The organism is Endozoicomonas sp. ALB115, from assembly GCF_049310245.1.
In the GTDB taxonomy this organism is placed as follows: domain Bacteria; phylum Pseudomonadota; class Gammaproteobacteria; order Pseudomonadales; family Endozoicomonadaceae; genus Endozoicomonas.
Genome location: NZ_JBLYZG010000001.1, coordinates 73794 through 98585 on the forward strand (window position 1 = coordinate 73794; position 24792 = coordinate 98585).

15 protein-coding genes are annotated in these 24792 nt (G+C 48.5%); 8 read left to right on the plus strand and 7 right to left on the minus strand.

The window, feature by feature from the left end:
- Positions 1 to 31: 31 nt before the first annotated feature.
- From ACO6VE_RS00315 to ppsR, 3 genes are all read right to left on the minus strand, one after another.
- Positions 32 to 1978, minus strand: a complete 1947-nt coding sequence (locus tag ACO6VE_RS00315) for a hypothetical protein (protein WP_422459088.1) — start codon at positions 1976 to 1978, stop codon at positions 32 to 34.
- A gap of 260 nt (positions 1979 to 2238) precedes the next feature.
- Positions 2239 to 5199, minus strand: a complete 2961-nt coding sequence (locus ACO6VE_RS00320) for a hypothetical protein (RefSeq protein WP_422459090.1) — start codon at positions 5197 to 5199, stop codon at positions 2239 to 2241.
- Positions 5200 to 5752: 553 nt separating this feature from the next.
- On the minus strand, positions 5753 to 6574 hold the full coding sequence (gene ppsR / locus ACO6VE_RS00325) for a posphoenolpyruvate synthetase regulatory kinase/phosphorylase PpsR (RefSeq protein ID WP_269674394.1): 822 nt from the start codon (positions 6572 to 6574) through the stop codon (positions 5753 to 5755).
- A gap of 290 nt (positions 6575 to 6864) precedes the next feature.
- On the opposite strand from ppsR, the gene ppsA reads away from it, so the two are divergent.
- Complete coding sequence (ppsA, locus tag ACO6VE_RS00330; protein ID WP_422444976.1) at positions 6865 to 9252, plus strand: phosphoenolpyruvate synthase; 2388 nt, start codon at positions 6865 to 6867, stop codon at positions 9250 to 9252.
- On the opposite strand, the gene ACO6VE_RS00335 is transcribed toward ppsA, so the two are convergent.
- Together ACO6VE_RS00335 and ACO6VE_RS00340 are read right to left on the minus strand one after the other, a co-directional pair.
- Complete coding sequence (locus tag ACO6VE_RS00335) at positions 9237 to 11369, minus strand: hypothetical protein (protein WP_422459092.1); 2133 nt, start codon at positions 11367 to 11369, stop codon at positions 9237 to 9239. The genes ppsA and ACO6VE_RS00335 overlap by 16 nt on opposite strands.
- Before the next feature lie 183 nt (positions 11370 to 11552).
- Positions 11553 to 13643, minus strand: a complete 2091-nt coding sequence (locus ACO6VE_RS00340; RefSeq protein WP_422459094.1) for a WD40 repeat domain-containing protein — start codon at positions 13641 to 13643, stop codon at positions 11553 to 11555.
- A gap of 331 nt (positions 13644 to 13974) precedes the next feature.
- Here ACO6VE_RS00340 and rraA point away from each other — a divergent pair, with 331 nt between their 5' ends.
- Together rraA and pykF are read left to right on the plus strand one after the other, a co-directional pair.
- The gene (rraA, locus tag ACO6VE_RS00345; protein ID WP_269674391.1) at positions 13975 to 14454 is read left to right on the plus strand and encodes a ribonuclease E activity regulator RraA; all 480 of its coding nucleotides are present in this window, start codon (positions 13975 to 13977) and stop codon (positions 14452 to 14454) included.
- 315 nt (positions 14455 to 14769) lie between these two features.
- Positions 14770 to 16209 carry a pyruvate kinase PykF gene (gene pykF / locus ACO6VE_RS00350; protein WP_422459096.1) on the plus strand — a complete coding sequence of 480 codons (1440 nt, stop codon included), beginning with the start codon at positions 14770 to 14772 and terminating at the stop codon, positions 16207 to 16209.
- Between the two features lie 133 nt (positions 16210 to 16342).
- Here pykF and ACO6VE_RS00355 read toward each other — a convergent pair whose 3' ends face one another.
- The gene (locus ACO6VE_RS00355; protein WP_422444967.1) at positions 16343 to 17344 is read right to left on the minus strand and encodes a threonine ammonia-lyase; all 1002 of its coding nucleotides are present in this window, start codon (positions 17342 to 17344) and stop codon (positions 16343 to 16345) included.
- A 230-nt stretch (positions 17345 to 17574) separates the two neighbouring features.
- Here ACO6VE_RS00355 and ACO6VE_RS00360 point away from each other — a divergent pair, with 230 nt between their 5' ends.
- Positions 17575 to 18330 carry a hypothetical protein gene (locus ACO6VE_RS00360; RefSeq protein WP_422459097.1) on the plus strand — a complete coding sequence of 252 codons (756 nt, stop codon included), beginning with the start codon at positions 17575 to 17577 and terminating at the stop codon, positions 18328 to 18330.
- Between the two features lie 42 nt (positions 18331 to 18372).
- Here the strand turns inward: ACO6VE_RS00360 and aceA are convergent, their stop codons facing one another.
- A complete protein-coding gene (gene aceA / locus ACO6VE_RS00365) occupies positions 18373 to 19689 on the minus strand; it encodes an isocitrate lyase (RefSeq protein WP_422444963.1) in 1317 nt (438 codons plus the stop codon).
- A 138-nt stretch (positions 19690 to 19827) separates the two neighbouring features.
- On the opposite strand from aceA, the gene ACO6VE_RS00370 reads away from it, so the two are divergent.
- The 4 genes from ACO6VE_RS00370 to ACO6VE_RS00385 all read left to right on the plus strand — a co-directional run bounded on the left by ACO6VE_RS00370 (position 19828) and on the right by ACO6VE_RS00385 (position 24766).
- Positions 19828 to 20760, plus strand: coding sequence for a LysR family transcriptional regulator (locus ACO6VE_RS00370; protein ID WP_422444961.1), 933 nt, complete (start codon positions 19828 to 19830; stop codon positions 20758 to 20760).
- A 185-nt stretch (positions 20761 to 20945) separates the two neighbouring features.
- Entirely contained in the window at positions 20946 to 21077 is a 132-nt protein-coding gene (locus ACO6VE_RS00375; protein ID WP_269674385.1) for a hypothetical protein, read from the plus strand.
- A 171-nt stretch (positions 21078 to 21248) separates the two neighbouring features.
- Entirely contained in the window at positions 21249 to 22424 is a 1176-nt protein-coding gene (locus tag ACO6VE_RS00380) for an alpha-hydroxy acid oxidase (RefSeq protein ID WP_422444959.1), read from the plus strand.
- A gap of 158 nt (positions 22425 to 22582) precedes the next feature.
- Positions 22583 to 24766, plus strand: coding sequence for a malate synthase G (locus tag ACO6VE_RS00385; protein ID WP_422459099.1), 2184 nt, complete (start codon positions 22583 to 22585; stop codon positions 24764 to 24766).
- The last annotated feature ends 26 nt before the right edge of the window (positions 24767 to 24792 follow it).

A 24792-nucleotide genomic window follows, 5' to 3' on the forward strand; every position in this document is an offset into this window, starting at 1 on the left:
CATTGAAACCATGTACTAGCGCAGAAAAGCGTTAACATTGGTCCGGGACGATCCTCCAGAAAGAAAAAAAACTTTGTATTCTGACACCATTGCCACCGCGATCACTTTCGATCTGTATGCTGCGGCTGCACGGGCTAAAACAAAATGCATGAATTCTGTGTTCTGATGGCAACCGGTCCTTTTCCTGCCAGATCCCGTCTGCGTTCACCCCCAGCAAAATCAGGTGGTCGGTTTCGGTTTCAAGGGGTGGTACAACGGCAAGCAGGCAGCTCTCATTATTAAAACACCCATCCCTGATGGAAAATTCGATACGTTGACTGATCCACTCACCAGAAGGTTGGCGTTGGTGGATATCGGTATGGGCTGACGGTTCATTACAGACAATGGTGCCACCGTCAGGACTGACTCTGGTCAGAGATCCAGCCGAAAATGTTTGGGCTTTGCCCCAGGTTCCGGACACCGCCTTGCGCCAGACTGATATATTACGCCAGTTTATGCTGATAAATTCATCCGGGTGCACAGAAAAATGAACACTGCCTTTACCGCAATGGGGCTGCTCCTGAACAGCGGGAAGCCATTGATCCTCACTGTTTAATTCCCAGATTTCAACACCGTCATCGGTGGTGATAATCAGCAGCCGACCATCGGGACCAAAAGCAGGTTCCAGGGGGTAATACGTTGTCGGAGGCTCACAGGTTTTGACAATTCTCTGCTTTTCACGCCATTTTCCGTGCGGACCAAGGGATGCGATGACGACAAAGAAATTATCTCGATGAGCATCAACACCAGCATTATCAAACCATGTGACAAAATGCTGATTATCCGGGCTGAATAGTACCTCGAGTTCAAACTCATCTTCAGACTCACTACCAGCACCGGTGATTAAGTTCATGTCAATATCCGTGTCTGTAACAATGATTTTACCGGTTTGTGACCAGGCTCCATCGTCTGACTTGCCCATTAGCGCGATGTATGAACCGTCCCAAAGCGCGACATGACGGCTGTCACCACTGAACAACAAGTTACGAATACGGGTTGTAATGCTGCCTTTATTAACCCACTGACCTTCCGCTTCCCGACCCAGAATGGCAACTTCACGCAACTGGTACGCACAGACCAGTGCGCTGGCATCCGGTGACAGATAGAAGTCATTCATAGGATACAGATAAACGTCATTCTTCAATATTGTCCTGATTTGAGGAAACACCTCACCGATGGTCAATTGCTGTTGCTCAACCCAGGAATCATCGTGACATTCATAAACGGACAATAAGTGGTCTTTGCCGATGTTTTTGTTGTGCGGTGGTTCTCCCACCAGGCTTTTCGACACCTTCTGTGGGATAAATAAAATATGGTTAGCGCGTTGCTGATCAAAATAGCAAATTTCATTGGATTTGATTTCAGCCGATCGGCACCAGTGACCATGACGATCCGGAGTCAGAATATCAATGAACCCATCCACTCTGGTTGCGGCAATGATGCACAGCTCAAGATCATGATAATGCCTGTCATAGCTATCCATATTCAAACTGCCAACGGGTTTCAGGGTAAGTGCCTTTGCATCAATAATCTGCTGGCGTACATGCCGGGTATAACAGGCATAAAAGGCCGGGCTCAGCTGCACAGGGAAGTGGCGCCTGGAAAATATCGATAACGTCCTGAGGTACTGAAGGAGTTGCCGGTTAGAATGAATGATTGTCTGACACGAATTCTGTTTGTCCTTTGGTAAGGAGAGGAAGTAGCGGACTTCTTCCAGTCCGCAGGCCACCAATCGGCTGGCCACTGCCTTGCATGTTTGGGCGAACGCGCTTATATCTTCAATTGATAAATAGCTGGTGATGTTCTCGAATGGTAACGTCGGCAAGGTAACCCACCAGCGATGGAAGCAGACAGGATCCCGGACTATTTCAGGCCTGATTTCATTACCCACTGCCTGAGTAACAGCAGTCTCAGTATTTAACGGTTTGGCAAGCGGCAATTAATCCCCTCCCATATCCGGGCAAGAGGCCGTATTTATCCTGGCGCATATTGCCCGTTTAGAAGCCTGGTCCGGGAGCTGGCGAATACATCAATGATGACGCATTGACCGATCTCGTTCGGAAGACTGCAAATTGTTGTCAGTTCCGCACCCGGATATACCTTCGATCCGAAGTATAGAGGGTGAATTATGTCTCGCAGTAACAATTCCCGGCCGCAAGAGATGATAAATGCCAACAAAGCGATCATGAGAGATTTAACTCACAAAGAGGTCAGGGCTCCTAAGGCCAGTAGCTTGACGATCACGGCATTCAGAGCAACCAATGGATTTACGCCATATTGAACGCCAAGGTCTGGCTGGTTATCCCATGTAACAAAACCAACGTTGGGAATCAGCTCACGACGTTTCAATATACTGAAATCAGCAATATTGGTACTTTCTGAACAACCCGGATATATGGATTTCGGAATTATGTTTTGTTTTATATCGTTAATGAATCTGGCGTCATGACCACACCAGTAGATGACCTCTCTGACAGCCTGTGACAGCAGCTCATTTTCATCCATGGCCTGATTCACGCACTCTTCTGTGAATTGGGGAAAGGCCTTGTGAAACAGCGTGGTCAGAATTGTCTTTATTTTACGCTCATGATTCAGCATGGACTCCCTGTCGTCAGGATCGAACTGTTGTTGAAAACAGCGGGCATATTGCAATACCAGTCCCTGGGCATTGTTGGCCAGTTCTGAAAATGCCACCTTGGCCCGGTCCTCTGATTGTTCAAAATCAAGAAACTTCTGACATCTTTTGGAGAAAAAGTAATCTTCACCCAGCTCAATCATACTTTTCGTATCACCCGCATTTCGTATGCCTGCGGGACCTGCACTGGGATGTTCTGACGCTTTTTTCCACTGAAGCATCATCCCCTCGAAAGGGGCATCCACATAAGATGAAAGGACATGGTGTTTTCTGCTAGTCATGGAATCACGGTCTGCTGTTATTACTGCTGGAGCATACAATCCGCAACTGAATAAAACACCGCAATCATGGGCAAAGTTACAGAGTCCCGCGAAAATCTGATCCGCCTGTGTTACGGGATCGAGATCGCAGGGGTATAAATGAAAAGGTGAATCTTTGGTTGATTTCAGGTGAAGGCAATAACCTGCCTTGCCTTCAATATCGCGACACTTCTCCCCGGATTTTGACCTTTTGGCTGGAGGCGTAACTGTTGTCGAATCAATTGGCGCATTGCTCCAGTGATATCTGCCGACAACTTGGGGAATCGAGCTTTTCAAGCCATACTGACTGGCTATGGATGCCAACAGGCTGATTTTATTACCCGTTTTTGCCAGCTCTTCCGGTTTTTCCGTATCGCTGAGAAACTCCAGGTAATCCCAGCCATCATCCGTACGCTGAATGGCAAACGTACGTCCGTGCACCTCGGTAGATTCTCCCGTTAATGATACTGTCGGGGGCGGCGCTGTCCACTGTTGCGGATTGCCCGGTTTTTTCCAGTCATTATCAAACTGATTTTCCGGTGGTTGATAATCTTTATCCAGTGATAGCAACAACTGCCAAATGTTAGGACTTTCCAAATTATTAAGGGGGTAAACAGTCTGGCGAAATAAGGTTTCCCGCTGTTTTGCACAATCAGGATCAGTTAACCAGTGATTCAGCACATGTATTCGATGGCCGGGAGGGGCAAGGCGTAGAAATGATTCAATGATGTCAAAATGTAATGTTGTGACGACTTTGCTATAGGCTACCAGTAGCTCATCTGATGCTGAGTAGGCCAGTCGCTCATCTATTGGAACCTGACTATGTGGATCCGGCCACAGATCCGGGCGATAACTTTTTTGGCGAGTGGTAAAGGCTGCCTCTTCCTTCCGGTATTCCGGCTCCATTCGAACCAGTGACAGGCCATCGATCAACAGCCAGTCCATGAATTTCATAAAATCATCAGGATGGGTAAGGCCATTACAGCATTTAGCCCTGCTGATCAGGATGTTCCATGCCTCACAATAACGAGGATCTTTCTGTAAAAGCCCCGTAATGTTGGTAGAAATAGTATCATCCAATACCGTAAAAATTTTTGTCGCCCACAGGCTTACATCGCCCAGACGCAAATGTTTGGTATGATCCGGGCCTGACCATTTTTTCGATTCATGATTTCCCTCCTGGTAAATGGACGCTTGCTTCATGGCAAGATGGATAAACGAATGTCCTTTCTTATTGGGAAAAATTGTATCCTTGTACCACTGTAGCCCATCATTATCGGGCAAGGTCCATAAAAATGGAGCTACCCGATTTACTGTATTGATAAATAATCGTTCATTGGTCAATCCAGCCTCTTTGGCCATAAGAAAAGGAGAATTTTTTAAATTAACGGATGCTTCCTTAAACGGCTTGCTGGCGACGGTAATACCCATTCCACATAATAATTCGGTAGATTGATGCAGTCCTCCCAAAAGAGCTGTCATTGCCATCACTTGCTGTTCACGCTGAGAAAATGAACAAATAAGGGTACGGGCTTTATCCGGTGATTGTTGTGCAATGGCTTCAAGAACAAAAAGCAATATTATGCTGTCTTTGTATCTATAAATCTCGCGAAGATTTGAAGTTCGGTGGTTGCTGAACTTATGCCTAAATAAGTCTTCAATCATATCTCTGGCATTACATTTTTGACGGAGGTAATTGAAGAACACCATTAACCTTGTATGTGAAACGGTTGGTATTGATTTAGCGATTGTTTCCTGAAACAGTCCATCATTCATGCGTCGAGTTAAAATCGTCTGGGTAAGAACGTCAAATTGAGGGTCCGCACCAGCGAAAATAGCCTTAACAAATAATAGGTCCGGGCAATACGGGTTGCAGTTGTCTACCAGTTTCATCATTGTATCAAAAGGGAGGTAAACGATAGATTCAGGATTCGGATCCATCCAGGCAGGGCCGTTAATGATGGGAAACCCTTGTTCAATAATATAGGTCAGTACTTTCAGGTTGCTGGTGTTGATCCCTGCCCAAATAGCGATATCCCGAAGTACTCCTTGAATGCCATCCGCTATTATTTTTCTTAATTGAATATCCTTTGAGTAAAAACGTTTACCCACAAGGATTAAGTCCTCATCAATGTATTGCCAGATATTTCTTTTAAGGTTATAGACTTTACCCCTTAAACTGACACCGACGTGTAATTCATCAAGCTGTTGAACAAGTTTCTTCAATTCTTCCTTAACATATTGTTTTTCAACATCTTTTAAGGTGAGCAATGCCTGCAAACCCGTTTGGTTTACCAAGTGAAGGCCAGCGCTGGAAGTCACATTCTGACTGCCTTCGGTGCTTCCTGTAGAACTTCCTGTAAAGCTTCCAGTAGCTTTCGGACCACAAGGTTCAGAATGACTGACTTTGCTGCCAGTAAGGGTAAACAACCTGTTAGAACCTGCTGCACTGGTTTCAGATTCTCCAGTGTTGTCGGAGCCAGAATTGACAGGGTTGAGGTGTACCTCCTTGTCTTCAGTTTGTCGCACTGTCAGAGATTTATAATTTCCTGTCTCGTCGCAACAGCTGGCTTCTGAAGTTAAGTCTGATGCATTAGTCGTATCGGTTTTTATGCCTGTTACATCCACGTTTTCTTCCTCTTGTCAAAGATGCCTTTCCAACCATTCGACAAGGGGAAGGAAAAAAAATTCAATTCCGCGGGCCACAAGGAAAAAATAACTGTTATGCAACAATTTAATAAAGGGCAGTCCTCAGGGCCTGATGAATTTTGAATGATGGTTATTTCAGCCTTCTTGTCAGATTGGCCTGATCCATGATCCGTGTTGCAATCTCTTCGACAGAAAATTCAGTGGTATCGATATAGCTGATCTGCTCCTGGTTATAGATCTGTTCAACCATCTGTATTTCATATTGACATTGCCTGACTGATGAGTAGCGGCTGTTTGGACGGCGCTCATTTCTGATGCCTGAGAGCCGGGCCGGATTGATGGTCAAACCAAAAAGACGTTCTTTGTGCGGGCGAAGAAAATCAGGCAGCTTGATGCCCTTATCAAAATCATCCTCGGTAATGGGGTAATTGGCGGCATAGATACCAAACTGTAAACCAAGATAGATGCAGGTGGGTGTTTTGCCCGAACGGGAGGCACCCAGCACGATAATATCGGCCTTTTCATAGTGTCGGATGCGGGCACCATCATCATTATCAAGGGCAAACTGCACCGCTTCGATGCGACGGTGATAGCTGGCACTGCTGGTTGTGGAACGCTTCTTGCCAACGGTATACAACGGGTGTGAGCCTAACTCCATCTCCAGGCCGGGAAGGAAGGTAGCAAAGAGGTCAATAATATAAGCCCCGCTGGTGTGCAGCAGTTTGCTGACCTCTTCATTCAACACCGTCATAAAGAGGATAGGTTGAATCACCTCATGCTGATGAGTCTCTTTAATCAGGGTCAGTGCCCGAACGGCTTTTTCGGGGGTATCAATATAGGGCAGGGTGTGGTGACGGAATGTAGGCCCCGAGAACTGGGCCAGCAGACTTTGGCCAAAGGATTCAGCGGTAATGCCAGTACCATCAGAGATAAAAAATACCGATCGCTCCATTTTATCGACTCCAGCAGCATAAATTCAGGGGGTAATAGCTTGAGATCACCTGTTTCTGGTACAGGTAGATCAAAATGATGTGATCCAAAGTAAAAAACTCTTCCAATCAATAACATTTTCAAACAAACTATACCGAAATCTTCCCGGTGAGGTAACCGGTGTCGTCTTATTGGCAGTACTATGACAGCTTTATTTATGGCCTTGGCAGAGTGGAACTCTGACAGCACGGTCGGTGAATTCTCAGCGGTGAAACCCATGGTAATCCTTTGGAGTACAGGCAGGAGAGTGGCTTGAACAGTTCATCTTTACCAGAGTTTGTTGTGGGCCTGGATGCCCTGGGCAATAGTGATGTGGAGAGGGTTGGTGGCAAGAACGCCTCGCTGGGAGAAATGCTCAGCCACCTTGGCAGGGCAGGGGTTCGTGTACCCGGTGGCTTTGCCACCACGGCAGAGGCCTATCGAGACTTTCTGGATGGCTCAGGGTTATATGATCGAATTCATACCCTGCTAGATGAACTGAATATTGATGATATTCAACAGCTCACCCGGGCGGGTGCCAATATTCGTCAATGGATTATGGATGAGCCATTTCGACCGGAATTTGAACAGGCCATTGTCAACAGCTACCGTGAACTCTGTGGTGATCAGGAGGATCTGGCTGTGGCAGTGCGGTCATCGGCAACGGCGGAAGACTTGCCCGATGCCTCCTTTGCCGGGCAGCAGGAAACCTTTCTGAATATCCGTGGTGCACAGAATGTTCTGCGAGCGGTTCGGGAAGTCTTTGCCTCTCTCTTTAATGATCGTGCCATTTCATACCGTGAGCATCAGGGCTTTGACCATCGGGATGTGGCGCTGTCGGCCGGAATTCAGCGGATGGTGCGCAGTGAAACTGGGGCTGCCGGGGTGATGTTTACTCTGGATACCGAGTCGGGTTTCCGCGATGCGGTATTTATCACCTCCTCCTATGGCCTGGGAGAGACCGTGGTTCAGGGGGCAGTAAACCCGGATGAATTTTATGTTTACAAGCCCGCACTTGAAGCAGGGCGCTCTGCCATTCTCAGGCGGAATATGGGCAGCAAGGCGATTCAGATGGTTTACGGTGATGCTCCAGAGACCGGAAGATCGGTGCAAACCGTGGACGTTGACCTTAAAAAGCGCCAGCAGTTCTCCATCAATGATGCCGATGTGCTGGAACTGGCCCGTCAGGCCATGGCCATTGAAGCCCATTACGGCCGACCCATGGACATCGAGTGGGCCAAAGATGGCGATGACCAGCAGCTCTATGTGGTTCAGGCCCGGCCTGAGACAGTACAAAGTCGAACTGAGTCCAGGACGCTGGAACGTTATCGCCTGTTGCAACAGGGTAATGTTCTGGCAGAAGGCCGCAGTATTGGCCAGCGCATTGGTCAGGGGCGTGTCTGTCTGGTGGATGATCTGGCGGATATGGACCGGGTTCAGGATGGCGATGTGCTGGTTACCGATATGACTGATCCGGACTGGGAGCCGGTTATGAAACGGGCTTCAGCCATTGTCACCAACCGGGGTGGGCGTACCTGTCACGCCGCTATTATCGCCCGAGAGCTGGGTATTCCAGCAGTGGTCGGGTGTGGTGACGCTACCCGCCGACTGAAAGATGGTCAGGCGGTAACGGTTTCCTGTGCCGAAGGGGATACCGGCTTTATTTATCAGGGTGAGTTGCCGTTTGAGCACCAGAAGAAAGATCTGGATCAAATGCCTGAGTTGCCCTTCAGGATTATGATGAATGTGGGGAATCCTGACCGGGCTTTCAGTTTCTCCCGACTGCCCAATTCGGGTGTGGGGCTTGCTCGACTGGAATTTATTATCAACAAGATGATCGGTGTTCATCCCAAGGCTTTGCTGAACTATCAAACTAATCCGGACAGCGTCCCCGATGCTGTCAGACAGCAGATTGATGAGCGAATGGCGGGCTACGGCAATCCTGTCGACTTTTACGTTGAAAAACTGGTTGAAGGCGTCGCTTCTATTGCTGCCGCTTTTGCCCCGGAAAAAGTTATTGTCCGACTCTCAGACTTCAAGTCTAACGAATATGCCAACCTGATTGGCGGCAAGATCTATGAGCCCCATGAAGAGAACCCGATGCTGGGCTTTCGTGGCGCTTCCCGCTATATCTCGGAATCCTTCAGGGACTGTTTTGAGCTTGAATGCCGGGCGATGAAGCGGGTCAGGGAGGAGTTCGGCCTGACCAATGTTGAATTGATGGTGCCATTCGTCCGAACGCCGGATGAAGCCCGTCAGGTCATCAACATTATGTCTGACTTTGGACTTCGTCGTGGTGAACATGGCCTGAAGATTATTATGATGTGCGAACTGCCATCCAATGCGCTGCTGGCTGATGAGTTCCTGGAATATTTTGATGGCTTCTCCATTGGTTCCAACGATATGACTCAGCTGGCCCTGGGGCTTGATCGGGATTCCGGCTTGATTGCTCACCTTTTTGATGAGCGTAATGCCGCCGTCAAGCAGTTGTTGTCCATGGCGATTCAGGCCTGTCGCCGACAGGGGAAATACATCGGTATTTGCGGCCAGGGGCCCAGTGATCATCCTGACTTTGCCCGCTGGTTGATGGAAGAGGGTATTAATACCGTTTCCCTGAACCCCGATTCGGTTCTGGAAACCTGGCTCTATCTGGCGGAATGACTTGATAGTCCCTGTGTAGGGTTGTGCAAAGATTGCCCTGGGGGGCTGACAGGAATCTTCCAGAGAAGTACTGTGTCCCCTTTGGGTACCCCCCCGGGGTTCTTTTTGCAGTGGATTATTAAATGACCACCATCGGGGCTAAAATCGGCCACTTTAACGGGATGATCCAGTTTTATCATCTCTCTTTCTGCCCATTTTCCATCATCACCGATACTCCAGAGTTGCACAAAGCCCGGCTTGTCATGATCTTTGTAATCTTTGCCAAAGATCAGGAAATGGTTCTCCCATTTATTAAACTGGGCGCATTTGATCAAATAGGGACCGGGTTTTGTCAATGCCTGTTGTGTCCATTTGCCCTTGTCGTCTCGCCCCATGATGCCGGCGGTACTGTCCTGGCTAACGGAAAATGCCAGACGGCCTGATCGGGAAAATTGGGCAACATCAATTGGTTTTTGATGCTTAACCTCCAGCTGCTCCAGCCATTCATCGTCTGTGTCAAGCCCCTGAATTTTCACAGTGCAATCATGACCGACGGTCAGTACACTGTCTTCCTTAAGATTGAAGTGAGCAATGATAATCCCTCCCTGATGACATGCCCGTGCTTTCTCAATCAGGTTACCTTCCCTGTCATCACCCCAAATGCAAGCGTAATTTGTTTCATTGCCATAGCTCAGGAGCTGTTTTTCTGAACGACTGAAGATAGCTCTGTCACTGCCGGGGTGCTCAAGGATTTGGGGTTTGTTCAGATTGCCTGAACCGCAATCCCAGATTTTAAAAGAGCCACCACCGAAGTCGGCCAGTACTTTGTACCCCGAGGTGCTGAAGGTGGCATTATCACAACTCGGGATCTCTATTTTTTCTACCCAGTCAACATTAGCGTTATAACCGGAAATTTTTGTTTTTCTGGCTAAATCACGGGTAAGTGCAAATGTCGCTGAGGGATTGAAGGAGGCTGAGCAAATACGGTTGGTCCCTCTAACGCCCTGGTTAATTTCTACGGGTTGCTCAGAATGATGGACCTCTCCGACCTGCGACCATTTGCCGTAGGCATCGTGAGCCAGAAAGAAAACCCGGTTATCCAGGAGGACAAGGGCATGGCTCTCATCCCAACTCAACTGACAATCAGAAATTACACGGTCGCAAGCCTTGACAAATACACGAGCAATACAGTTGCGCTGCTCATTAAGGTGCCAGATGGTCGCTTTTTCAACATTGTGAGTCATTAAAAAAGTATTCGTGGGGACGAAGTTCAGTGCTCTTGGCCCACATTGTCTGATCTTTACTGGCTGGTCTAGCAGAGTCCACCGGCTGCCATCCAATCGCAAAACATTGATGCTGCCGGCGCACTGATCGTAGGTCATAATCTTGTCCTGCACCGGGTTGAAGCTTGCCATCACTGGTTCGTAGCCATCTTCAAGTGGCGAGTGCTCAAGCACCCGCGACTCCACCCAATGGCCATCACTATTGAGTGTACTCACCTTGACCTTGCCATCCTCGCTGCAGCAAGTCAGAAGCGTGTTTTCCGACCGGTTAAGCTGGGGAATAATCTGCTGGGCCCCAACCCTGCTCCTGCTGTTCTCCAACCAGTTACCATCCGCGTCTTGTCGCCAGCTTACCAGGCTATGATCTTTCAAACTGTCGCAACCGCTGATGAAGAGGTGCTTACCCGAAGGGCTGAAGTAGGTTTGAACAATATAACAACTGAAGTGGGCCTTCTTTTGGAACGTAAGATAATTGGTCTGGCACTGGAAAATTTCACTCGTCGCCGGGTCAATATTGCCCGGCTCAATACGACTATCGCACTGTATCGTACTGATACCAGGCTGTTGCGATGTGCTGCCTGGTGATAAACGATTCGTGGACAAATGCAGCCCGACAATTTCCAGCTTACGATGCTCAATATCTATATCTATGCTGGTCGTCCATTCGGAGGGTAAATGCTGTTTCAGTCGTTTGAGCGATTGATCCTGACCCTGTTCAGAGGCTTCTCTGATACGTTTATTAAAGTTAGCCACTAACCCGGATATTGGCTTCAGGCCGTTAATTAACGCCTCTTCATCTTTTTTCAAGCCGCTTCCATCTAAACTTGTGAGACAACTCTGCGCTATTGGTTGCATGGTTACTCCTGCCTTATTGGTACATAGATGGTTAATTTATACGACCATTGATCATTAGCATCCTTTGGGTCTTGGTCTCATCCTGCTATTACCTGTCTAAACATTCAGGAACTGAGCTGTAGATTATTGAATTTGGCAAAAGTTCCTGCTCTAAGGTTTGTTTAAGTAGAACTGGCTATTTTTTCATGCTGAGAGGCTGGCAGGAATCTTCCAGAGTAGCGCGGTAGCACCTCTGGGTAAGGTGGCACTCCCGGAATTATTCTGGCAGTGGATCATTATATGATCACTATCAGGGCTGAATTTGGCAATTTCAACGGGATGAGCCAGTGTTATCAGTTCTTTTTCTGCCCATTTGCCATCATTACCAATGCTCCAGAATTGGACAAAACCCGACTTGTCATGATCTTTGTCACTGCAACCAAAAGTCAGAAAATGGTTATCCAATTTATTAAACAGAGCGCCCTGGATCACATAGCCATCATGCCTTGTTATGGCCTGTAGCGTCCATTCGCTATTATCGTCACGCCCCAGGATGCAGGCGGTGCCGTCCATGCTAACGGTAAAGGCAAGGCGACCGGAGATGGAAAAATCGGCAAAATCGATTCTTTTTTGATGTTGAACCATCAGCTGTCCCTGCCATTTGCCATCTCTGTCAAGCCATTGGACTTTCACAGTGCAATCACGGCTGATGCTCAGCACACTGTCCTCCTGACCATTGAAGCGAGCAAAGTTAATCCCCCTCTGATGACAGATCCTTGCTTTCTCAATCAGGTTACCGTCTTCGTCATCACCCCAAATGCAAGCGTAATTCGTCAGATTGCCAAAACTCAGGAGCAGATTCTCTGAGGGACTGAAACAGGCTCTGTCACTGCCGATGTGCTCAAGGGGCTGACCTTTGTCCAGACGGTTACCGCTATGGCAACCCCAGATTTTAAAAGAGCCTCTGCCGAGTCTGGCCAGTACTTTGCGCCCGGAGATGCTGAAGCTGACAAGATCACAACTCGGAATCTCTCTTTTTTCTACCCATGCACCATTATCGTCATGACCGGAAATTATACATTTCTTAGCTAAATCATGGGTCAGTGCATACTGCCCTGAGTTATTGAGGTAGGCTTTACAAATACGGTTGCAAACATTTTCGTTGCAGTGATTTACTATCTGCGCGGAATGACGAACCTCTCCGACCTGCGACCAGTGGCCGTCGACATCGCAAGCCAGGAAAAAAACCTGGTTGCCCCGGGGGAAGATAAGAGCGTGCTGCTCATCATCACTCATCTGGCAATCTTCAATTGAACTGTCGTAATTTTTTTCAAATTTATTCTCAAGGCAGTTGCTCTGATCATCACATCCCCAGATGGTCACTTTTGTGCCATTGTAAGTTATTAAATAATTATTCGTGGCATTGAATTCCGGTGCTGTTAGCCCAACTTGCCTGATATCCCCCAGCGGGTTTAGCAGGGTCCACTGGCTGTTACCATCCACGTGCAATACGTTGATTTTGCCGGTGAGCGGATTGCAGGACATAATCTTGTCCTGCAACGGACTGAATCTTGCCTTCACCTGCTCATCGCCATCTTCAAGTGGGGGGGGCTCAAGCACCCTCGTTTTTTTCCAATGGTCATAACTATTTAGCGTACTCACATTGAGATGGCCTTCAGGGGTGATACTCAAGAGCGTATTTTCTAACCGGTTGAGCTGGAAAAGAATCTCCTCGGAAGCTTCGACCTTACTCCTGCTCTTCTCCGACCAGTTGCCATCGGCACCTTGCCGACAGGTTACCGGGCTATGATCATTCAAACTGTCGCAACCACTGATCAAGAGGGTCTTTCCTGTCGGGCTGAAACAGGCATCAAGAATATAACCACCGAAGCTGGCCATCGTTATGAATTCAAGATTATTGGCCTGGCATTGAAAAATTTCACTCTTCGCTGGGGCAATATTGCCCGGTTCAATACGATTATCGCACTGTATCGTACTGATAGCAGTCTGTTGCGATGTGGTGCCTGGTGATAAACGATTCGTGGAAAGATGCAGCCCGACAATTTCCAGCTTACGATGCTCAATATCTATGCTGGTCGTCCATTCGGATGGTAAATGCTGTTTCAGTCGTTTGAACGATTGATCCTGACCCTGTTCAGAGGCTTCTCTGATACGTTTATTGTAGCTGGCCACTAACCCGGATATTGGCTTCAGGCCCTTTATTAACGCCTCTTCGTCTTTTTTCAAACCGCTTCCATCTACACTTCTGAGACTACTCTGCGCTATTGGTTGCATGATAACTCCTGCCTGATTGGCTCATAGATGGTTTATTTATACGACCATTGTTAAGTAGCACCTTCTGGATCCTTGTCCCATCCTGCTATTAACTGTCTGAGCATTCAGGAACTGAATTGTAGATTGCTGAGTCTGGTAAAAGTTCCTGCGCTGAGTTTTTGGTTCAGGTTGATAAAACCACTGGGAAAATGCCGAGCGATAGTGGGCATTGCACGTTTATGGTGTGGCATTTAATTGTGCAGAGAAGTAATCCGCATTTCACAGAGGAAAAGCTTTTCCCGGTGTTTTTTTTGGTTATCATGCCAGTATGAATTGTCATGGGAGAATAATAATGAGTTTTACCACCCCCGATTTGTGTGATGATTTCCCGGGAAGCCTTCAGGTCGTTGACCCGGGTTTTAACAGCTTTGGTGGCAGGGATATTTTTGGTGGCGAAATTGTCACCATTAAATGCCATGAAGATAATTCCAGAGTTCGGGAGCAGGTGTTCAGTGACGGTCACGGTAAAGTGCTGGTTGTTGATGGCGGCGGTTCCCTGAGAAGGGCCTTGTTGGGTGATATGCTGGCAGAACAGGCCGTAAGCAATGGCTGGCAGGGTATTATTGTTTATGGCTGTATTCGTGACGTTGAAGTGATTTCACAACTGCCGCTGGGGGTTCAGGCTCTTGCTGTACACCCGATGAAAACGGATAAAAAAGGGCAGGGAGAAGTCGATATTCCTGTTCGGTTTCATGGCGTGGACTTCATTCCCGGCCATTTCCTGTATGCCGATTTGAACGGGATTGTCGTTTCTGCTGAACGACTGGTTTGATGCCTGGTCCTGTTTCTTTCGATCCTGGCATTGTGGAAGCAGGGCAATCCCAGTCCTTCATAAATAACGAATCTTTCTATAATAAGTCACTGTTTCACAAGCATTTTCATAAGTTATTATGGTTGGTGATTAATTAAACATATTTTCGGAAAATACTGATCTAAAACAACGGATTTATTGTAAAAAGGCCAAGGTTTTCTTTCGTTTTTGCGGTAGTATCCGCACCCACCAAAGTGTCGGGACTTCGTATACCTGACCGTCAATCACACTGGGAGACTCTCGGACTTATGCCCGACAGGCTCCCGGAAATCCCCTATGACGGAGAAAACTCCAGTGAGAAAGACTAAGATCGTCTGTACCATCGGCCCAAAGTCTGAATCCCATGAGATGCTGACCAAACTGGTCGACAATGGCATGAATGTGATGCGACTGAATTTCTCTCATGGTGACTTTGACGAGCATGGTGCCCGTATTGCCCGTCTGCGCGAAGTCATGGCTGAAACCGGTAAGCGTGTTGCCATTCTTCTGGACACAAAAGGCCCTGAAATCCGAACTGTTAAACTGCACAGTGGCGACGACGTCATGCTGAGCGCAGGACAGGAATTTACTCTGACTACCGACGCGTCTGTTATTGGTGACAGCACGCGTGTAGCGGTTACCTACGCCGGCCTGACCGATGACCTGAAGCCGGGTAACACGGTTCTGCTGGACGATGGCCTGATTGAACTGACGGTAAAAGAAGTCAAGGCTCAGGAAATCGTCTGTGAAGTCAAGAACAACGGTGAACTGGGTGAAAACAAAGGCGTAAACCTGCCAGGTGTTAAAGTTAACCTGCCAGCCCTGTCAGAAAAGGATAAGGCTGACCTGGTCTTCGGTTGTGAGCAGGGCGTTGATTTTGTAGCGGCTTCCTTTATTCGTAAAGCCAGCGACGTTAACGAGATCCGTGAACTCCTGGATGCCAACGGTGGTAAGGAAATCCAGATCATTTCCAAGATCGAGAACCAGGAAGGCGTTGATAACTTCGACGACATTCTGGCCGTTTCTGATGCCATCATGGTGGCCCGTGGTGACCTGGGTGTAGAAATCCCGGTTGATCAGGTGATCTTTGCCCAGAAGATGATGATCAACAAGTGTAACCATGCCCGTAAGCCGGTTATCACGGCTACCCAGATGCTGGATTCGATGATCAAGAATCCCCGTCCAACCCGTGCAGAAGCCGGTGACGTAGCAAACGCTATTCTGGACGGCACCGATGCCGTTATGCTCTCCGGTGAGAGTGCCAAAGGTAAGTACCCGGCAGAATCTGTGGCGGTTATGGCAACCATCTGTAACAGCACGGATGGCAGCATGGAACTGCGTGTTGAAGAGTTCGATGCGGAGATCGACAACTATCGCAGTATCACGCAAGCGGTCTGCCGTGGAGCAGTCAAGACGGCAGATATTCTGGCTGCCAAGCTGATTATCGTTGCCACTGAGCAGGGTAAGTCTGCACGTTCTCTGCGTAAGTTCTTCCCTAAAGCCCAGATTCTGGCGTTGACTTCTTCCGAGAAGACCGCTAACCAACTCAGTCTGAGCAAAGGGGTGACCACCAGCCTGGTCTCACAGCAGGAAAACACCGATGCATTCTACAAGCTGGGTAAAGAGCTGGCGGTGAAGCACAACTTTGTTCAGTCTGGTGATCTGGTTGTCATGGTTTCCGGTGCCCTGGTTGAGTCCGGTACTACCAATACTGCTTCTGTGCACGTGATCGATTAATATCTGAGCTCTTTTTGATTACACCCTCTTGCCTGTCCTTCCCACTGCGGGGGAGGGCTGGCAGGCATTGCTACAGATTGGATATATTTTCACCAGTTATGCCTGCCCAACGACCAGCCGGTCAATCGGATACTCAGACAGCCTCTAATATTGCAGCGTACTTATCCGGATCAACGTTACCTCCACTGCCAATCGCCACTACGGTTTTATTTTCAAACAGTGCCGGGTTATCCATAATCGCGGCAATGGCCACCGCACCGCTGGGTTCCAGCACCAGGTTCATCTCCTGAAAACCGAGCCTGATGGCGTCATGGGATTTTTGCGGATTGACTGTTATACCCCTGACACCGGTTTGCAGAACGATGTCCAGGTTGGCAATGCCAGGCTCAAGGGCCAGTAAAGCATCACAGTCACACAGGATATGACCTTTGGCTCGAGAGCGCCTGCCGTTTTCAAGGGAAATGCCCATGCCCTGGTAACCATCCACTTCTACGGCCCATACCTGGGTGTTGCTGCCAAACACCAGGCTGGATCCTGCCACCAGGCTGCCACCACCAACGGGGCAAAGAATGTGGTCACAGGATTTCCCGGACATCGCCAACTGCTCCTGCAGCTCCAGCGCTACAGATGCCTGACCAATGATGATCTCGTGGTCATCGAAAGGGTGCAGCAGAACTGCGCCGTGGTCTTTGGCTATTTGCCTGGCCATAGCGCTGGCAGCTTCCTCCCTGGAAGGTTTATTGCATTGGCAGAGAATAATCTCTGCGCCGTAACGTCTGGCATTATTGACTTTTGATGTGGGTGCATCATGGGGCATTACCAGCCTGACCGGTATGTCCAGAAGCTGTCCGGCGGCTGACAGGCCTGCTGCAAAATTTCCTGAAGAATAGGCTGTAACACCTTGTTTTTTCTGGCCATCCGTTAAATTTAACAGTCGGTAGAAGGCCCCCCGGAATTTAAAGGCCCCGGTAATTTGCAGAGACTCGGCTTTGATCAGCACTTCCCCGCTGATCAGTTCACTCAAGACATCGGATTTTAACAGCGGGGTGGTGCGCACATTGTTTCTTATTTGCTGAAAAGCATGGTTTAACTTCAGATAATCAGGAAGCTGGTTAACATTGGGTACTGCTGACATAACCTCAACATCTTTAACTTATTAAAGGCAAACTGGCTTTGGTGCTACCATCGCCTTTAAAAGATAGTCAAGATTGGCTGTGAGGTCTGAAAAGTTCAGTGCCGGGCGGTTTTCCCGGGCACCGGGATAGCGTGGGCTGTGACAGTTATCACTTAAAAATTGAACTTATACATAAAGAACAAGTCTATGTAAATGATGCAGTTATAATAATTATCTAAAGGATTGTGTGAATGTTTCCGAAGATTCCCGGGGTACCAGCCTTCGTATCATCTGAACGGGCTAATCAAGGTTCAGGTGCAAGCAAAGGAAATAGCTCAAAAACAGCAAAGGATTTTTACTCGAAATTCAGTTCGCCTTATGCATATCAACGTGCTGTCTGGATTCTTGATGATATAAAAAACTTCATTAATTCCACACAGTCAACACTCAAAGATGTGCAGGCACTTCGGAGGGCAATACATGAAAGAAATTTTTCACCCTCTGCCATTGGTAAAAAGTTTGTTCCTAAACAACCCTGCACGCCATACGCAGAGCAGCAGACAGCAGAAATCCTTACAGACTTCGATTCTTTCAGGTGCTCCCGATACACAACCCTTGGGGATGGTGCCGCCCTGCGTCGATTAATCAATGCTAAATTTCGGAACAACGAATTATCAAAAAGTGGCACTACTGTTTACCACACTGCACATTCGGAGTCGTCAGACTATCAAAAATTAGTGGAGAACTATGATAAAGCGGTGGATGGCCTGTTTGCTCATCAGGTATCAATACTGACCAACAATCTGGCGCATAAACTTACTATTTCCAGTGCTGAGCTTGAGAGTATCCAGCGTAAAAGTAACAAGTCAGCGAAAGTCAGGTCACTTCTCGATACGTTAATAACGCCCAGTAAGCTCAGGAAGTCACAGGAAAAAACAGCTCTCAGTTTTAAGAGTGCGCTAAAGAGAGTGCATCCTGAACTGGCCAGAGATATGTTTCATCGCTAAAAATGAGCCCCGTCATCCATCAGGGGCTCAAGCATTTACGATCTAGAACTGCTCTTCTTCAGTAGAGCCGGTTAATGCTGTTACTGAAGACTGACCACCCTGGATAACCGTTGTCATATCATCAAAATAACCGGTTCCGACTTCCTGTTGGTGGGCAACAAACGTGTAACCTTTTTCCGCAGCACCAAACTCTGGCTCCTGGACCATCTCGACATAATGCTTCATACCTTCGCCCTGGGCGTAGTTATGAGCCAGTTCAAACATGTTGTACCACATGTTATGAATGCCTGCGAGGGTGATGAACTGGTACTTGTAGCCCATATCACTCAGTTCCTGCTGGAATTTGGCGATGGTTTCATCGTCCAGGTTCTTCTTCCAGTTAAAGGAGGGTGAGCAGTTATAAGCCAGCAGCTGATCCGGGTACTCAGCTTTGATCGCTTCTGCAAATTTACGGGCTTCATCCAGGTCTGGAGTGGCGGTTTCACACCACAGCAGATCCGCGTATGGCGCATAGGCAAGACCACGGGCAATTGCCTGATCAATACCGGCCTTAGTCCGGAAGAAACCTTCAGGGGTTCTTTCGCCAGTCAGGAATGCTGCATCGTAAGGATCGCAGTCAGAGGTAATCAGATCAGCAGCGTTGGCATCGGTACGGGCCAGAACAATGGTCGGTACATCGGCAACGTCAGCAGCCAGTCGGGCCGCAATCAACTTCTGAACAGCTTCCTGGGTGGGAACCAGCACCTTGCCGCCCATATGGCCACACTTTTTAACGGAAGCCAGCTGGTCTTCAAAGTGCACTCCGGCAGCACCGGCTTCAATCATGCCCTTCATCAATTCATAGGCGTTCAGTACACCACCAAAGCCTGCCTCTGCGTCCGCCACAATCGGGGCAAACATGTCAACATAGCCTTCATCACCCGCTTGCTTACCGGCTTTCCACTGAATCTGATCAGCACGACGGAAACTGTTGTTGATGCGCTTGACTACTGCCGGCACGGAGTCAACCGGGTACAGAGACTGGTCAGGATACATGGTGCTGGCGGTATTATTATCTGCCGCAACCTGCCAGCCGGAAAGGTAGATCGCTTCAATACCTGCTTTAACCTGTTGTACTGCCTGGCCGCCAGTGAGGGCACCGAGACAGTTGACATAACCTTTTTTAGACTGGTTGCCATACACCAGGTCCCAGAGTTTCTCGGCACCCTGTCTGGCAATGGTGTTTTCGATTTTCACCGAACCTCTCAGACGGACGACGTCTTCTGCACTGTAGGTCCGTTTGACATTTTTCCAGCGTGGGTTCTCCGCCCAGTCCTTTTCAATGCGGGCAATTTCTTCAGAGCGGTTATAGCGAGCCATGTTATTTTCCTCCCCCGGACAGCGAGGTGTAGTTATGCGACTGTTGAAATTCAAACAAATGTTTGATTTACGTCGCACATCCTAAACACCTGAGAAAGATTCTGGTAATTTATAAGAGTTATCTCGGGTATTTATAGAATGAATATTGCACGCGTTGATCTGAATTTGATGGTTTACCTGGATGTTCTGCTCAGGGAGCGCAACGTAACCCGTGCCGCGGAACAGTTGGGAATTACCCAGCCCGCCATGAGTAATGGGCTGCGCAGACTGCGGGAGTTGTTTAATGATCCTCTGTTGATCCGGACCAGCGAGGGGATGACCCCAACAGAGCGTGCACTTGAACTCCAGCCACTGATTCGTGAGGCATTACTGGCCATGGAGAAAACGATTCAGCCAAGAGAGAAGTTTGATCCTGAAACCAGTCAGCGGGTTTTCCGGATCATGGCTTCTGATTATGCTGAATCAACCCTGATCCCTCTGGTGTTGAAGCAGGTTCGCTCACTGGCTCCGAATGTGACGCTGGATGTCCTGACGCCCAGTGATGTGAGCTTTCATGACGTGGAGCAAGGTTGGGTGGATATGGCCATTAACCGTTTTGACAGTCTGCCTCAGTCGTTTTATCAGTCGCGGATCTGGCAGGATGATTTTTCCTGTGTGATGAGCAGGGAAAACCCGATACTGACTGATTTTACCCTGGACACCTATCTTCAATCCCAACATATCTGGGCCAGCAAAACCGGAATGGGGATTGGCGTAGGAGTTAATCCTGAGGATGTACAGCGACTGGGCTGGGTCGATGAAGCGCTGGCCGCTGTTGGCAAAAAACGTAAAATCAGTGTTTTTACCCGTCATTATCAGGTGGCGATGCTGTTGTCTGTCCAGAATGATCTGATCGCTACACTTCCCAGTCGGCTTGCAGATATTGAACGATTCAGTACCAGGCTCGCTGTCGTCAGGCCCCCGTTTGAAATTCCATCATTTGACCTGTCCATGGCCTGGAGCCCTTTGCTGCATCACGACTCTGCCCATCAGTGGCTGAGGCAGATTATTAAATCCGTGGCGGGAAAGTGACCTTGTCGTTTGTTTTCACACAGGCCAACAAATAACACCATAAACTAACAGTCGCGACTGTTATTCTTTGTTTATCTGTGTTCTAATTTGCCTGCTTTCGCTGATTTGCGCGAAACAGAAGAGGAAAATAAGACATTATCCTCCGTTAAAGAACTACAAAATCAGTTGGATTATTGGAGATAAAAATGGATTGGCTGAGTGATCTGGAAGCAGAGCATGCACTGTTTGATGTTGCCGAAGAGTGCAAGGAATTTATCGCCGAGTCATACTACTTGTTAATCTCTGAGCAGCAGCAGGGTGTTGTCCTGGACGACTGATTGACCAGAGCAGACGTTATTGAAAAAGCCCTTTTCTTTTTCCCAAAAGAAAAGGGCTTTCTTTTTTCCCTTCACAGAATTTGAAGCCGGACCAGACAGAACTCCCGGATTTTGCACATTTGTTTTTGCCCGCTAGATTTAACAGACTCCTACAAAATTTGGGCAGATCCTATGTTTGCCGCTCACTCCAATCTTGCACAAATATGCTCTATTCATGACTTACAGGCTCTGGCCAGAAAACGTGTGCCAAAAATGTTCTATGACTACGTAGACTCAGGTGCCTGGTCTGAAAGGACTTATGACAGTAATCACTCTGACTTTAACCATTTACTGTTTCGACAGCGGGTTGGGGTGGATGTAGCCCAGAGAAGTACCGCATCTCTTATGGCGCAGACTCCGGTGACAATGCCGGTGGCGCTGGCTCCTGTTGGGTTGGCAGGGATGCAGTATCCTGATGGTGAGATTCTGGCTGCCAGGGCTGCAGAAGCATTTGGTATTCCCTTTGCACTGTCCAGCTTGAGTATTTGTTCAATTGAAGACGTTGCCCGGCAGACCCATCAACCTTTCTGGTTTCAGTTGTATGTATTTAAAGACCGGGATTTTACCCTGCAACTGATGGAACGAGCCAGAAAGGCAGGTTGTAAAACACTGGTTGTCACCATGGATCTGCCCATCATGGGGCAAAGGCATAAAGATGTTAAAAACAGGCTTTCAGCCCCGCCCCGGATAACCGCCACATCGCTGATTCAGTTCCTTAATCGCCCGGTCTGGTGTTTGAAGATGGCTTTCTCATCACATCATACTTTCGGGAATATTGTCGGTCACGCAAAAGGAGTCAACAATCTGAGCTCTCTTGCCATGTGGACATCAGAGCAGCTGGATGCCTCATTAAGCTGGAACGATATACAGTGGATTCGTGATCACTGGGATGGTTATTTGATCATTAAGGGAATACTGAATGCCGAAGACTTATATCGCACCATTGATGCAGGTGCCCAGGCCGTGGTGGTCTCTAACCATGGTGGACGCCAACTGGATGGTGCTCCGTCAACCATCAGAACTGTGGCAGGTCTTGTAAAAGCGGCAAACCAGCAGGTTGATGTGTTGCTGGATAGTGGTGTGCGCAGTGGCCAGGATGTACTGAAGGCGATTGCGCTTGGCGCTCAGGGGGTTCTTGTTGGGCGAGCCTTTGCTTATGGGCTGGGGGCTGCCGGTGAAGCTGGTGTAAACCGTGCTCTGGAGATCATTTATAAAGAGCTTGAGTCCACCATGGCACTGATTGGCGAGACGAAAATCTCCAGCCTGGGCGCTCATAATTTGATTATTCCCGATCAATTTTCCATTTAACAGCCACCATTCACAGGATAAATAGCCGTCATTGCGGGCGTTAATTGGACATACCTTCTCGCTTCGATAACATTGACAGTTGGATTGTTGTGCTTGTACATGGTTGCAGCATAATGTATACGTCAGTTGCATAATAATGATCAGGAAGTGAGGTTGAAATGACTGAACGCATCCAGAAAGGCGGCCTGCAAATCGCCCCGGTACTCCATGATTTACTGGTAAATGACATTGTTCCGGGAACTGGTGTGGACCCGGAGAAGTTCTGGCTGTCCCTCGAAGCGTTGGTTAATGACCTCGCCCCTGAAAACAAAGCGCTTCTGGCTCGTCGGGATGAACTTCAGCAGAAGATTGATGCATGGCACCAGCAAAACCGTTATACCGAAGAAACTAAGTCTGAGTACAGGTCTTTCCTTGAGGAAACAGGATATCTGCTGCCTGAAGGGGATGACTTTGCCATCTCCACCAGCAAGGTCGACAGCGAAATAGCTCGTCAGGCAGGGCCCCAGCTGGTAGTTCCTGTTATGAATGCCCGCTTTGCCTTGAATGCAGCCAATGCCCGCTGGGGCAGCCTGTATGATGCGCTGTATGGAACGGACGCTATTCCGGACAGCGAAGGAGCAGAAAAGGGCAAAGGGTATAACCCGGTTCGTGGCAGAAAAGTGATTGAGTTTGGTCGTGAATTGCTGGATACAGCGGCTCCACTGGCTTCCGGTAGCCACAAAGACGCCGTTCGCTATCAGGTGCTGGAGAACAGTCTGGCCATTTCACTTGAGGATGGTTCAATCACATCCCTGAAAGAGCCGGAAAAGTTCTGTGGCTATACCGGAACACCTAAAATGCCCGACTCAATACTGTTGAAAAATAATGAGTTACACATTGATATTCAGATGGATCCTGAAGGTGTGATCGGCAGGGATGACGCTGCGGATGTACAGGATCTGATCGTTGAGGCGGCCATTACCACCATAATGGACTGCGAAGATTCCGTGGCGGCAGTGGATGCAGACGACAAGGCCCTGGTCTATCGCAACTGGCTTGGACTGATGAAAGGTGATCTGGAAGATACTTTCGTTAAAGGTGGCAAGCCGGTGACCCGAAAGCTGAGTTCTGACCGGATTTACACGGCACCAGACGGCAGTGAGCTGATCTTGCCCGGCAGAAGCCTGATGTTTGTCCGAAATGTCGGTCACCTGATGACCAATGATGCCATTCTTGATGCTCAGGGTAATGAAATACCGGAGGGCATTATGGATGGTATGTTCACCTCCCTGATTGCCATCCACGACCTGAAGAAAAAAGCAGGTAATCAGCAGAACTCCCGGGAAGGCAGCATTTATATCGTCAAGCCCAAGATGCATGGTCCCGAAGAAGTCGCCTTTACCTGCAAGCTGTTTTCACGTATCGAAGCGGCGCTTGATCTACCTGCCAACACCTTGAAGGTGGGCATTATGGATGAAGAGCGCAGAACTTCCATAAACCTGAAAGCGTGTATCCGTGAGGCCAGAGATCGTATTGTCTTTATCAACACCGGTTTCCTGGACCGTACCGGGGATGAAATACACACCAGTATGGAAGCCGGACCTGTTATTCCCAAAGGGGAGATGAAGCAGTCGACCTGGATCCAGGCCTATGAAGATCAGAATGTTGATATTGGTCTCCATACAGGACTGCCCGGCAAAGCCCAGATTGGTAAAGGCATGTGGGCAATGCCGGATGAGATGGCCAAAATGATGGAGCAGAAGATTGCTCACCCCCTGTCAGGGGCCAACACCGCCTGGGTGCCGTCTCCCAATGGCGCAACACTTCATGCCGTTCATTATCACAGAGTTAATGTTCTGGCCCGTCAGGAAGCGCTATCCCGTCGTCAACAAGCCAGTGTTGATGACATTCTGCAAATTCCGGTAATGACCGATCCGGGTAAATTATCCGCAGAGTTGATCCAGAAAGAGCTGGACAATAACGCCCAGGGCATTCTTGGCTATGTGGTGCGCTGGATTGACCAGGGTGTTGGCTGTTCCAAGGTTCCGGATATCAACGACGTTGGTCTGATGGAAGACCGTGCCACGCTGCGCATTTCCAGTCAGCACATTGCCAACTGGCTTCGTCATGATATCTGTTCAGAAGCGCAGGTAATGGCAACCATGAAGCGTATGGCTGTGATTGTAGACCGACAGAATGCCGCTGATACCGCTTACCGGCCCATGGCACCAGACTTTGATAAGAGTATTGCCTTTGCTGCGGCCTGCGACCTGGTTTTCAGGGGTTGTGAGCAGCCTAACGGTTATACCGAGCCTGTACTTCATCAACGGCGGAAAGAGTTTAAAGCGGCTGGTTTGGCTTAAAGACTGGCTGCCCGGGCGAATAAAAA

What these genes read in the sequence shown, in the direction of transcription:
- ppsR (WP_269674394.1), bottom strand. Translation starts at nt 6,574, where the DNA reads ATGGAGCGATCGGTATTTTTTATCTCTGATGGTACTGGCATTACCGCT.
- ACO6VE_RS00335 (WP_422459092.1), bottom strand. Translation starts at nt 11,369, where the DNA reads ATGCAACCAATAGCGCAGAGTTGTCTCACAAGTTTAGATGGAAGCGGC.
- ACO6VE_RS00340 (WP_422459094.1), bottom strand. Translation starts at nt 13,643, where the DNA reads ATGCAACCAATAGCGCAGAGTAGTCTCAGAAGTGTAGATGGAAGCGGT.
- rraA (WP_269674391.1), top strand. Translation starts at nt 13,975, where the DNA reads ATGAGTTTTACCACCCCCGATTTGTGTGATGATTTCCCGGGAAGCCTT.
- pykF (WP_422459096.1), top strand. Translation starts at nt 14,770, where the DNA reads ATGACGGAGAAAACTCCAGTGAGAAAGACTAAGATCGTCTGTACCATC.
- ACO6VE_RS00355 (WP_422444967.1), bottom strand. Translation starts at nt 17,344, where the DNA reads ATGTCAGCAGTACCCAATGTTAACCAGCTTCCTGATTATCTGAAGTTA.
- ACO6VE_RS00360 (WP_422459097.1), top strand. Translation starts at nt 17,575, where the DNA reads ATGTTTCCGAAGATTCCCGGGGTACCAGCCTTCGTATCATCTGAACGG.
- aceA (WP_422444963.1), bottom strand. Translation starts at nt 19,689, where the DNA reads ATGGCTCGCTATAACCGCTCTGAAGAAATTGCCCGCATTGAAAAGGAC.
- ACO6VE_RS00370 (WP_422444961.1), top strand. Translation starts at nt 19,828, where the DNA reads ATGAATATTGCACGCGTTGATCTGAATTTGATGGTTTACCTGGATGTT.
- ACO6VE_RS00375 (WP_269674385.1), top strand. Translation starts at nt 20,946, where the DNA reads ATGGATTGGCTGAGTGATCTGGAAGCAGAGCATGCACTGTTTGATGTT.
- ACO6VE_RS00380 (WP_422444959.1), top strand. Translation starts at nt 21,249, where the DNA reads ATGTTTGCCGCTCACTCCAATCTTGCACAAATATGCTCTATTCATGAC.
- ACO6VE_RS00385 (WP_422459099.1), top strand. Translation starts at nt 22,583, where the DNA reads ATGACTGAACGCATCCAGAAAGGCGGCCTGCAAATCGCCCCGGTACTC.